The organism is Streptomyces sp. NPDC048600, assembly GCF_055587025.1.
The window spans coordinates 26,387-37,900 of sequence record NZ_JBVJGZ010000048.1; the positions used below are offsets into that span (position 1 = coordinate 26,387).

The following is an 11,514-nucleotide window of genomic DNA, read 5'->3' on the forward strand; positions in this document are numbered from 1 at the left end:
GTTTCAGCAGCTCCAGGGCACGGGCCCGCTTCCGCCGCGGCAGGCCGCCTTCCTCTCCGACAGCCGAACGGCCGGAGAAGGTGTGCCTGGGACGGCCGAGCGGCGAGGGGAGGGCGTCCGGGTATGAGCACGACCGAAACGGCGCCGCCGAGTGCGCGCGCCGAGGCACCCAAGGGTGAGCGCCTCGCGGACTGGGCGGACGGACGGCTCGGGGTTTACCACTTCCGATTCCTGGTCCGAAAAGTGTTCCCCGAGCACTGGTCCTTCATGTTCGGTGAGATCGCGCTCTACAGCTTCATCATGCTGTTGCTCACCGGGACCTGGCTCACCTTCTTCTTCGACCCGAGCATGTCGGAGACCGTCTACAGCGGTCCCTACGAGCCGCTCCAGGGCTCCCACATGTCGCAGGCCTTCGCCTCGACGATGAGGATCACCTTCGAGGTGCGCGGCGGTCTGCTGATCCGCCAGCTGCACCACTGGTCCGCGCTGGTCATGATCGGCGCGCTCATGCTGCACACGCTGCGGCACTTCCTCACCGGCTCGTTCCGCAAGCCGCGTGAGGCCAACTGGGTCATCGGCTTCATCATGCTGATCCTGGTGACCCTCGAGGGCTTCTTCGGCTACTCGCTGCCCGACGACCTGCTCTCCGGCACCGGCCTGCGCATCGCCTCGGGCATCACGCTCGCGGTCCCGGTGGTCGGCACCTACACCCACATGCTTCTGTTCGGCGGCGAGTTCCCCGGAACAGAGATCGTGCCCCGTCTCTACCCGGTGCACATCCTGCTGCTGCCGGCGCTGGTGTTCATCCTGCTCTCGGTGCACCTGATCCTGGTCTTCTACCACAAGCACACCCAGTTCCGGGGCCCGGCCCGCACCGAGCAGAACGTCATCGGCCAGCCCCTGTTCCCGCACTACACGGCCAAGGCGGGCGGCTTCTTCTTCCTCGTCACCGGCATCCTGACGCTGCTGGCGGGCATCGCCCAGATCAACCCCGTGTGGAAGTACGGCCCCTATCGCGCCGACCAGATCTCCCAGGGCTCCCAGCCCGACTGGTACATGGGCTTCCTCGAGGGCGCGCTGCGTGCCATGCCGCCGTGGGAGTTCGTCGTCTGGGGCGGCTACACGATCAACATGGGCATCATCATCCCGGCCGTCATCCTGCCGACCGTGATGATCGTCGTGTTCGGTGCCTGGCCGTTCCTGGAGGCCTGGGTCACCGGTGACCGGGAGGAGCACCACCTGCTCGACCGGCCGCGCGACCATCCCACGCGCACCGCGTTCGGCGTGTCCTTCGTGTCCCTCTACCTGGTGCTGTTCTTCGGTGGAGCCAACGACGTCATCGCCGAACGGTTCCACCTCTCGCTGAACGCCATCACCTGGGCGATCCGCATCGGCATCTTCGTGGTGCCCGCGCTGGCGTACGTCCTCACCCGGCGGATCTGCCTGGGCCTTCAGCTCCGTGACCGCGACAAGCTGCTGCACGGCCGCGAGACCGGCAAGATCCGCAGGCTGCCGCACGGCGAGTTCGTCGAGGTGCACGAGCGCCTCGACCGCGGCACGGAGTTCATGCTGCTGGACCGGGAGGCCTACAAGCCGCTCCCCGCACCCACCGCGGAGAGCAACGGCGTGCCCAACCCGAAGGCCCGCAAGCAGGTCCTGCGGTACAAGCTCAGCCGCTGGCTGTACGGCAACCAGATCGAGAAGCCGACGCTCGAGGAGATGCGCGAGGCCATCGAGCACATGGAGCACGCCTCCAACGGTCACGGCGGCTCGCTCAACGGCCACGGCTCGGCCGACGGCCACAAGGTGCCGGCCCAGGCCTCGGTCGAGGGACGGGAGTCGGAGCAGGAAACGCACTGACCCGGCGGTACGACGCCGAGCCAGGAGCGAGCGGCGCGGGTGATCAGGGGACGGTCACCCGCGCCGCCGCGTTCACCGGGCCGGTCGACGCCGCGCACCAGCCCCCGACGTCCCCGCCCCCGCCGCCGCGCATCACTCACGGCATCCCCGCCGCCGCGTAACGCCCGCCTCGACCCCGGCCGCCGCGCACGGGTCCGAACTGTCCGTCGCCGCCGCGGCCCCGCAACCGCGCACCGTCCGCGCGATCCGAACCGTCCCGCCGCCGCGATCCGTCCGCCCGTCGACGACGTCCCTCCGCACAGGACCGGCGCACCGCCGCACGCCGACGACTCGAGGAACGCCGTCTGATCGAACCGCCGCCCTTTTCGGTTGTCCGGCGCTCTCGCCGGAGTGTCCACGGAGGCCCGATGAGCACATCGCCCTGGCGCCGGGAAGCCCCCCGGGCCGAGTCCATCACCAAGGCACGCACCGGCCTGACACAGGATCTGCGCGGGCGCCAGCGCCGCTATCTGGTGGCCATGCTGGTGCGCACCGCGTGCGTGGTGGTCATGGCTGCCACGTGGAGCCGCTGGCCCGTCGTCGCGGTCGGCGCACTGGTGGGAGCGGCGCTGATCCCCTACCTCGCCGTGGTGGCGGCCCAGGCCGGCTGGCGTCAGCAGCGCGGTACGAGGCCCGCGCTGGCACCGGTCCACACCGAGCCGGAGGCGGCACCCCGTGTCGTCCTCGAGCCCACCCTGATTCTGCCGCCGGAGCACAACTCCGCCGCCTAAAAGCCCACTTGAGGCCCGCCAGGGCCGTCGTACAGATCAAGTCGGCGTGAGCCAGGTCACTTTGGAGTGACCTTGGCGGGGCGCTGCCATGCGTGTCACTATTTCAGCACGCCTTCCCTGCCCAAAAACCGCCGTGTCCAGGCGGTGGCGCCCATCGCTCGCACATCTTCGGGCGATCTCGTCGAAGCCGCCTCGTAGCAGGGTTTCCGCGTACAGGCTCCTGCACGGCCCCGGGCAATCGCCCCTGGCATGCCGTGCCGCTCTGTACCCCCGTCACCACCATGCACCCCGTGGGGCCGTCGTTCGCCGACCGCCCCACGGGGTGCATGGTGCTGCGCCCGGCCGGGCCGACGCCCTGCCGGGTGGCGCCGGAGTGCGCGAAAGGCCCTTCACGCAGGCAGACTCTACAGAAAGTGGAATCCAGGATGCCTAGGCTCTGCAAGCCCGCGGTGCACGCGCCGGAACACATCATCACGATGGAAGAGACTCTGGAATTCGCCGAGAGGGTCCACGCTGGCAAGCCGCAGCTTCCTCTGGCACTCCGCCTGATCCGGAACACGGGCGTGCAGAAGCGGCACCTCGTGCAGCCCATCGACAAGACCCTCGAGCACCCGGGTCTGACCGAGCGCAACCGCATCTACGAGGTCGAGTCCAAGAAGCGCACGCCCGCCGTCATCGAAGAGGCGCTGAAGAACGCGGATGTGGCGGCCCGTGACATCGACGCGATCATCTACGTGTCGTGCACCGGCTTCCTCATGCCGTCGCTGACCGCCTGGCTGATCAACAAGATGGGCCTGCGCTCCGACACCCGCCAGATCCCCATCGCCCAGCTCGGCTGCGCGGCCGGCGGTGCGGCGATCAACCGTGCCCACGACTTCTGCATGGCCCACCCGGGCAGCAACGTCCTGATCGTCTCCTGCGAGCTGTGCTCGCTGTGCTACCAGCCGAGCGCCGACGACATCGGCTCGCTGCTGTCCGACGGCCTGTTCGGCGACGCGGTCGCCGCCGCCGTGGTGCGCGGCAACGGCGGTGTCGGCATCGAACTGGAGCGCAACGCCTCCTACCTCATCCCGGACACCGAGGACTGGATCTCCTACGCCGTCAAGGACACCGGCTTCCACTTCCAGCTGGACCGCCGCGTCCCCGGCACGATGGAGCCGCTCGCCCCGGTGCTGCGCGAGCTGGCCAAGGACCACAGCTGGGACGCCGGCAACCTGGACTTCTACATCATCCACGCCGGCGGTCCGCGCATCCTCGACGACCTCGCGAAGTTCCTGGAGGTCGACCGCACCGTGTTCCGGCACAGCTGGTCGACCCTGACCGACTTCGGGAACATCGCCAGCGCCGTCGTCCTCGAGGCCGCCCGCCGGCTGTTCGAGGAGGAGCCCCCCAAGGCCGGCGCCACCGGCATCATCGCCGGTTTCGGCCCCGGCATCACCGCCGAGATGGCTCTCGGCACCTGGGCGTCCGACTCGACGCGCACCATCGCCTGAACCCGGGACAAAGGAAGCGAAGGAAATGACCGACCTCATTGTCCCGGCGGGCGCGGGGCGCAAGCTGATCACCCCGGCGCAGGAGGTGACGTTCAAGGCCACCAAGGAGATGGGCTCCTCCGTGTCGATCTTCGAGGTGGTCGTGCCGCCCGGCTTCGACGTCGGCGCGCACGTGCACGGCGAGGCCGAGGAGTTCTTCTACGTCCTGGACGGAGAGCTGGACCTGCTGGCCTTCGAGCCGGTCGAGCGGACGAAGGACAACTGGCACACCTGGCAGTCCGCCAAGGGCGACCGCGTGATCCGCGCGGGCGAGGGCAGCGCGATGTTCGTCCCGCCCGGCACCCCGCACGCGTTCCGCAACGCCACGGACAAACCGGCGCGGATGCTCTTCCAGTGCTATCCCTCGCCCGTCCACGAGGACTACTTCGAGGAGATCGCGGAGATCTGGTCGCGCGGCAAGGCGGTCGACGCGGCGGCCGTGGAGGAGATGCGCCGGCGTTACGACGTCCAGCAGCTCACCCCGCTGCGCTACGAGCCGCCCGCCCCCCTTCCTTCCCAGTCGGCAACAGAGCGTGGAGCGTGAGCACCATGGACAAGATCCCCCTCGTCTACGCGAGCCTGGGCGAGAAGGAACTCGCCGCCGTCGCCGAGGTGTTCGCCTCGGGCTGGCCGGCCGGCCAGGGCCCCCAGGGCAAGGCCCTCGAGGCCCAGCTGAAGGAACGTTACGGAGCCGGTGACGCGGTCGCGGTCAGCAACTGCGGCGCCGCCCTCCACCTGGCGATGCTCGCCTTCGGCGTCAAGCCGGGCGACGAGGTCATCGTCGCCGACTACACCTTCCCCGCGCCCGCCCACGCGGTGCGCTACGTCGGCGGCACCCCGGTCTTCGCCGACGTACGCCGCGACACCGGCACCATCGACCCCGAGGCCGTCGCCGCGCTGGTCACCCCGCGCACCGTCGGCATCATCGCCGTCGACACCCTCGGCCTGCCCGCGGACTACACCGAGCTCCAGCAGATCGCCGACCGCCACGGCCTGTTCGTGATCGAGGACGCCGCTTGCGCGGTCGGAGCGACCTACAAGGGCCGCGAGGCCGGCTCGCTGGCCGAGGTGGCCTGTCTGTCCTTCCACGGCCGCAAGGGCGCGACCGCGGGAGAGGGCGGTGCCCTGATCGCCGCCGACCCGGCCATCGGGGCGGACGCACGCCAGCGGTCCTCCTTCGGCATCGGCAGCATCTACGACCAGGCGCAGGTCATCGACATGCCGATCCCGCAGTTCACGGAGATCGGCTACAACTTCAAGCTGTCCGACATCGCCGCCGCGATCCTCCAGGTGCAGCTCGGCCGCATCGAGGAACTGCTCGACCGCCGCCGCGCCGTCGCCGCCCGCTACGCCGAGCTCTTCGCCGACGAGGAGCTGCTGACCACGCCGTACGTGCCGGCCGACCGCACCCACGCCTGGCAGTCCTACCTGGTCACCCTGGCCCCGGGCGTGAACCGCGCGGGCGTCGCCGCCGAACTGCGCGAGCAGGGCATCGGCTGCCTGCACGGCACCTGGGCCAGCCACCTCCAGCCCGCCTTCGAGGCCCGGCAGGTCTGCCCGGTCTCGGCGGACCTGTTCCAGCGCAACCTCGGCATCCCCATGCACGCCGAGCTGACCATGAGCCAGGTCGAGCGCGTCGCGGAAGCCGTCCGCGCCGCCGTCCGCACCCACGCCACGTCCGCCCGGCGCGCCGCCTAGGCGCACCCACGCCACGAGCGGCCGACGCGCCGCCTGGGCGCACCCGCACCCGCACCCGAGAAGCCGGCCGGCCCGCAGGACACTCTCCCGCGGGCCGGCCGGCTCCTTGCGTTCTGCTCCCAGGGCAGCCGCAGAGCCGCGTGAAGGCCCTGACCGTCGGCTTTGCCGGGAGTCCAGCGGCACTTGAGACGCGGTTCATACGCTCCCGACGCCCCCCGCACACAGCCGCGGCACCTCAGTTCGGCCCGGCCACGGATCCCGCACATGCGCCGTTGACCTCGCAGCGCGCCCAAAGGAGACAGACCCCATGAAGGGTTCCACGGTCTACAAATCGATACAGAAGCGCGGTCTTCACATCGGCCTTCTGCCGGAGATGGCCGCGGCCGTCAACCCGTCCACGCCCATCACCCTGGACCACGACCTGGACGTCCTCCCCGAGGTGGGACGGCGGCTGACGGTGGCCCAGTACGCCGAGCACGTCGACGACCTGGCGGCCCGCCTGTGGGCGGCCGGTGTACGCACCGACGAGCGTGTGGTGATCTTCAAGACCGCCAACGCCGACCACTGGATGCTCGCCGCCGCGGTATCCCGCATCGGCGGCATCGTGGTGAACCTGTCGCCCGCCCTGGACGCCGACACCGTCGCCGTCCTGCTGGAGCGGCTCGACCAGCCGTCCCTGCTCACCGACGGCACCAAGCTCGACCTCCTCGCCGACGTGCCGCTGGCCGGCCTCACCCGGCGGGTGATCACCTCGGCCGACCACCGGCCGGGCTCCGTCTCGCTCACCGAGCTGGCCGGTTCGCCCCGCGTCAAGCCGGTCGTGCGGCCCATCGACGAGGCCGCCGTCATCACCCACACCTCGGGCACCACCGGCATCCCCAAGCTCGTGGTGCACACACCCCGCACCCAGGGCATCCGGCTCCTCCCGCAGTGGCGGCTGCTGTCGCTGATGCGCAGGAAGGAGACCGTCGCCATCAACGTGCCCTTCGTGCACTCACGGATGGTCGCGGCGATGTCCCTGGCGCTGCTGAAGGAGTACCCGGTCCTGCTGATGCGCGAGACGGGCCCCGCCGAGGTCGCCGAGCAGTTCATCAAGCACCGGCCCGCCTTCATCGAGGCACTGCCCAACTCCTTCATGGAGTGGGAGGAGCTGGCCGACGACCCGCGCGCCCCGTTCGGGTCGGTGAAGGTCTTCAGCAGCACCTTCGACGCCATCCACCCCGGCACCATGAGCAGGCTGCTCAAGGCGTCCGACCGCCGGGGCGCCCTGTTCTTCCAGATCTACGGGCAGAGCGAGGTCGGCCCCGCCGTCGGCCGCGCCTACTTCCGCCACTCCGCCCACAAGGCCAACGGCCGCTGCGTCGGCTGGGCCATGCCCAACGGTGCCGCGCGCATCCGTGTGGTCAGCCGGGACGGCCACACCCCGTCCGAGACGAACCCCGGCTACATCGACGTCGCCTGGGACGGCATCGCCAAGACCTACCTGGGCGAGCAGGACCGCTACGACACCAACCGCGACGGCGAGTGGTGGCGCACCGGGGACGTCGGCTACCGCACCAGGTTCGGCTGCCTGCACATGCTCGACCGCGAGGTCGACATGATCCCCGGGGTGCGCAGCTCCCTGGAGGTCGAGGACGTCGTCCTCGGCAAGCTCAGCGAACTGAGCGAACTGGTCGTCGTGCAGGGCCCCAACTCCGAGCCGGTCCCGGTGATCTGCACCGTCGACGACCAGCCGCTGGACCTGGGCCGCTGGCGCGCCGCGGTCGCCGACTTCCCGCAGCTCGCCGAGCCCTTCCAGATCCCGCAGGCCGAACTGCCCCGCACCGCCACGCTCAAGGTGCAGCGCCTCGCGCTCGCCCGGCGGTTCGAGGAGCTCCAGAAGTCGGCCTGACCCGCGCACGACGCCTTCAGGGAGTGCCCCGCAGCTGCCGGGCACTCCCTGAAGGCCGTCCTCGCGGGCCGTTCGGCAAGCGCTCGAGGCGTACCCGACCACGCACCTCTTCAATGACGGCAGACGACCCGACGACCGGACCGCGCTGTCCTCCCGAGTCCCAGCCGACCAGCGCCGTGCACCACGCCGCGACCCACCTGCTCATAGGCCCCGCTCAAGGAGATACGCAGTGACCACCGACGTGACCTCCCGGCCCGCCGACGGCCAGGAGACGACCGCCTCCGTGCGCCGTGTCACCGATGACCTGCTGGAGCGTGTGGAGCACAGGCTGCGCTCGTTCCTCGCGGCCGAGCGCGACCGCTTCGCCGAGGTGGACGACCGGGCGGCCGTCGTCCTCGACACGCTGTCCGAACTGGTCGCCTCGGGCGGCAAGCGCATCCGGCCCGCCTTCTGCATCACCGGCTATCTCGCCGCCGGCGGCGACCCGCGGGACCCCGCGATCGTGGACGCCGCCGCGGGCCTGGAGATGCTGCACGTCTCCGCCCTCATCCACGACGACGTCCTGGACAACTCCACCCAGCGACGCGGCAAGCCGACCATGCACACCGCGTTCGCCGAACAGCACGAGAACAGCGGCTGGCGCGGCGAGGCCCGCCGCTTCGGCGAGGGCATGGCCATCCTCATCGGCGACCTGGCCCTCGTCTACTCCGACGAGCTGATGTCCCAGGCGCCCGCGGGCCTGCTCGCGGAATGGCACCGGCTGCGCTCCGAAGTGCACGTCGGCCAGTGCCTGGACGTCACCGCGGCCGCCGAGTTCTCCGTCGACCCCCGCCTGTCCCGGCTGATCGCCCTCATCAAGTCCGGCCGCTACACCATCCACCGGCCGCTGGTCATGGGCGCCGACGGGGCCGGCCGCCCCGACCTCGCCGCCGCCTTCGCGGAGTACGGCGAAGCGATCGGCGAGGCCTTCCAGCTCCGTGACGACCTGCTCGACGCCTTCGGGGACTCCGCCGAGACCGGCAAGCCCGCCGGACTCGACTTCAGCCAGCACAAGATGACGCTGCTGCTGGGCTGGGCCATGCAGCGCGACGAGCACGTCAGCACCCTCATGACGGAGCCCGGCCACACCCCCGACGAGGTGCGCCGCCGCCTGCTGGACACGGGCGTCCCCGAGGACGTCGAACGGCACATCGCCGACCTCGTCGAGCGGGGCCGCAAGGCCATCGCCGACGCCCCCATCGCCCCGGCCTGGCGGGCCGAACTGGCGGACATGGCCGTGCGCGTCACCTACCGGAAGAACTGAGCCCGCCTTCCCGGCACCTCCGGCGGCAGCACTGGACGAATCACCGCGACCAGGAGCGCCCTTCCATGGAGCACTTAGTACGGCACGCCGTCACCATCATCCGAGAGCGCTTCTGGGAGCCCCTCACGCTCGACGACCTCGCACAGAGCGTGATGCTCAGCAAGTACCACTTCCTGCGGGTGTTCAGCCGGGTCACCGGCGTCACCCCGGGACGCTTCCTGACCGCCGTACGGCTCCAGGAGGCCAAGCGCCTGCTGCTGAGCACGCCGCTGAACGTCGCCGACGTCTCGGCGCGCGTCGGATACAGCAGCACCGGCAGTTTCACCCGCCGCTTCACCGAGTCCGTCGGGCTCTCGCCCACCCAGTACCGCAGACTGTCCGTCGCCGCCCGCGGCGGCCCCGGTGAGCCCGCGCTCGCCGAAGCGCTTCCGGCCACGGCCGCCCCGCCGCCGGCGGCCCGCTCCACCGGCTCCGTGACCGGCGTGCTGCACGCCCCCGGCATCGACGTCTCGACCGTCTACGTCGGAGCCTTCGACGGCGCCATTCTGCAAGGCGTCCCCGCGTCCTGGAGCAAGGCCCGCGCACCGGGCGACTTCACCCTCGCCCGCGTCCCCGAAGGCACCTGGTACATCCACGCCGTGGCCGGGGGCGCCGACCCCGCGGACACCGGCGGCCCCGAACGCTCCCTGCTGATGGCCACGTTCGGCCCGGTACGGGTGCAGAGCCGCACCGGCCGCCCCCTCGACATCACGCTGTCCCCCATGGACTGGACCCGGCCCCCGATCCTGACCGCGCTGACGGGCCTCACCCCGCAGCCGCTGGCGGCCTGACCAGCCCGGTTCCGCCCCCGAGCCCGGTCGGCCCGCCCCACTCGTCCGCCGCGCTCCGCCGCCCGCCCCCCACCTCATGCCGCCTGCCCCTGCCCGCGCGCCCGCCCCACCCGCACCGGACGCGCGGAGAACACCGGCTAACGGAGACAGACCGTATGAACACGCATCAGACCACGTCCCTGCTCATCGGCCTGGCCGCCATCGTGCTGCTGGCACGCCTGTTCGGCATGCTGGCCCAACGGCTCGGTCAGCCGGCGGTGATAGGCGAGGTCCTGGCCGGCATCACGCTGGGCCCGACCCTCTTCAACGGGGCGCTCTCCGACGCGCTGTTCCCGGTCGACACCAGGCCGCTGCTCAGCGCCCTCGCCGCGGTGGGCATCGCGGTCTTCATGTTCATCGTCGGCCTCGAGGTGGACGGCGCGCTGCTGCGCGGCAACGGAAGCCTCGCCACCACCGTCTCGTTCAGCTCCATCCTGGTGCCCTTCGGCCTCGGCATGCTCCTCGCGTTCTACCTGGCGGACGACTACGGCACCGAGGACAAGACGGCGTTCATGCTCTTCATGGGCATCGCCATGGCCATCACGGCGTTCCCGGTACTCGCCCGCATCCTCACCGACCGGCAGATGACGCACACCACCCTGGGAGCCATGGCGATCGCCTGCGCCGCCATCGGCGACGTCCTGGCGTGGATCCTGCTTGCGGCCGTGGTCGCCGTCAGCGGCTCGGCCGGCGCCGACCAATGGCGCATGCTCCTGGCCGTCCCGTACCTGCTGGGCATGCTCTTCGTGCTGCGCCCCCTGCTGCACCGCTACGCGGATCGCCGGGCCGAACGGCTCCGGCTCACCCCGACCGTCTTCGCCTGCGTCCTCGCGGGCCTGCTGCTGTCCGCCGCCGCCACCGAATGGGTGGGGCTCCACTACATCTTCGGCGCGTTCCTCTTCGGCGCCGTCCTGCCGCGCACCGGCACCGAGCGGCTTCGCACCCAGGTCCACGACCGGCTCGGACAGATGACCGGCACCCTGCTGCTGCCGGTGTTCTTCCTGGTCTCCGGCCTTCAGGTCGACCTCTCGAAGCTGGACATGAGCGGCCTGGGTGCCCTGGCGCTGATCCTGCTGGTGGCCGTGGGCGGCAAGTTCATCGGCGCGTTCGCCGCGGCCCGGCTGAACCGGATGCCGACCCGGCAGTCCGCCGCGCTCGCCACCCTGATGAACACCCGCGGCCTGACCGAGCTGATCGTCCTGAACGTCGGCCTGCAACTCGGCTTCCTCGACCAGGACCTCTACTCGCTCATGGTCGTCATGGCCGTGATCACGACCGGGATGACGGGTCCGCTGCTCAACTGGATCATCGGCCGCCCGAAGACCGGTGACGTCGAGGCGACGCCCTACGTGCCCGGGTCCACCAGCGAGGCAGAGACCGTACGCACGGCTGCCTGACCTCTCCGATCCGCAGTCTTCTTCCGAGGAGTCCTCATGCTCGGCTCTCACCCCACCCGGTCCGACGGGAGGACCGTGCGGCGTCTGGACCGTGTGGTGATCCGGTTCGCGGGGGATTCGGGTGACGGTATGCAGCTCACCGGTGACCGTTTCACCTCGGAGACGGCGTCGTTCGGGAACGATCTGTCGACGCT

The 11,514-nt window shown here is 70.7% G+C and carries 9 protein-coding genes; all 9 read left to right on the plus strand.

Annotated features, from left to right (window positions below; all coding sequences use genetic code 11):
- Positions 1 to 123: 123 nt before the first annotated feature.
- Positions 124 to 1,860 (plus strand): cytochrome bc1 complex cytochrome b subunit, encoded by a 1,737-nt coding sequence (qcrB, locus tag ACZ6SQ_RS36665; RefSeq protein WP_469570063.1) that lies wholly within the window; start codon positions 124 to 126, stop codon positions 1,858 to 1,860.
- 407 nt (positions 1,861 to 2,267) lie between these two features.
- Complete coding sequence (locus ACZ6SQ_RS36670; protein WP_469570065.1) at positions 2,268 to 2,630, plus strand: DUF3099 domain-containing protein; 363 nt, start codon at positions 2,268 to 2,270, stop codon at positions 2,628 to 2,630.
- Positions 2,631 to 3,055: 425 nt separating this feature from the next.
- Complete coding sequence (locus ACZ6SQ_RS36675; RefSeq protein ID WP_469570067.1) at positions 3,056 to 4,123, plus strand: type III polyketide synthase; 1,068 nt, start codon at positions 3,056 to 3,058, stop codon at positions 4,121 to 4,123.
- Between the two features lie 25 nt (positions 4,124 to 4,148).
- Positions 4,149 to 4,706, plus strand: a complete 558-nt coding sequence (locus ACZ6SQ_RS36680) for a cupin domain-containing protein (RefSeq protein WP_386387276.1) — start codon at positions 4,149 to 4,151, stop codon at positions 4,704 to 4,706.
- A gap of 5 nt (positions 4,707 to 4,711) precedes the next feature.
- Complete coding sequence (locus tag ACZ6SQ_RS36685) at positions 4,712 to 5,860, plus strand: DegT/DnrJ/EryC1/StrS family aminotransferase (protein WP_386387273.1); 1,149 nt, start codon at positions 4,712 to 4,714, stop codon at positions 5,858 to 5,860.
- A 307-nt stretch (positions 5,861 to 6,167) separates the two neighbouring features.
- Entirely contained in the window at positions 6,168 to 7,751 is a 1,584-nt protein-coding gene (locus tag ACZ6SQ_RS36690; protein ID WP_469570068.1) for a class I adenylate-forming enzyme family protein, read from the plus strand.
- Between the two features lie 229 nt (positions 7,752 to 7,980).
- Positions 7,981 to 9,054: a polyprenyl synthetase family protein gene (locus ACZ6SQ_RS36695; RefSeq protein ID WP_469570070.1), complete on the plus strand. Its 1,074-nt coding sequence runs from the start codon at positions 7,981 to 7,983 to the stop codon at positions 9,052 to 9,054.
- A gap of 65 nt (positions 9,055 to 9,119) precedes the next feature.
- The gene (locus tag ACZ6SQ_RS36700; RefSeq protein WP_469570073.1) at positions 9,120 to 9,884 is read left to right on the plus strand and encodes a helix-turn-helix transcriptional regulator; all 765 of its coding nucleotides are present in this window, start codon (positions 9,120 to 9,122) and stop codon (positions 9,882 to 9,884) included.
- Positions 9,885 to 10,039: 155 nt separating this feature from the next.
- Complete coding sequence (locus ACZ6SQ_RS36705) at positions 10,040 to 11,320, plus strand: cation:proton antiporter (RefSeq protein ID WP_469570075.1); 1,281 nt, start codon at positions 10,040 to 10,042, stop codon at positions 11,318 to 11,320.
- The last annotated feature ends 194 nt before the right edge of the window (positions 11,321 to 11,514 follow it).

Bases quoted from the DNA above. Each gene is read 5' to 3' on its own strand.
- ACZ6SQ_RS36705 (WP_469570075.1), top strand. From the start codon at position 10,040: ATGAACACGCATCAGACCACGTCCCTGCTCATCGGCCTGGCCGCCATC.
- ACZ6SQ_RS36690 (WP_469570068.1), top strand. From the start codon at position 6,168: ATGAAGGGTTCCACGGTCTACAAATCGATACAGAAGCGCGGTCTTCAC.
- ACZ6SQ_RS36685 (WP_386387273.1), top strand. From the start codon at position 4,712: ATGGACAAGATCCCCCTCGTCTACGCGAGCCTGGGCGAGAAGGAACTC.
- ACZ6SQ_RS36680 (WP_386387276.1), top strand. From the start codon at position 4,149: ATGACCGACCTCATTGTCCCGGCGGGCGCGGGGCGCAAGCTGATCACC.
- ACZ6SQ_RS36675 (WP_469570067.1), top strand. From the start codon at position 3,056: ATGCCTAGGCTCTGCAAGCCCGCGGTGCACGCGCCGGAACACATCATC.
- ACZ6SQ_RS36700 (WP_469570073.1), top strand. From the start codon at position 9,120: ATGGAGCACTTAGTACGGCACGCCGTCACCATCATCCGAGAGCGCTTC.
- qcrB (WP_469570063.1), top strand. From the start codon at position 124: ATGAGCACGACCGAAACGGCGCCGCCGAGTGCGCGCGCCGAGGCACCC.
- ACZ6SQ_RS36670 (WP_469570065.1), top strand. From the start codon at position 2,268: ATGAGCACATCGCCCTGGCGCCGGGAAGCCCCCCGGGCCGAGTCCATC.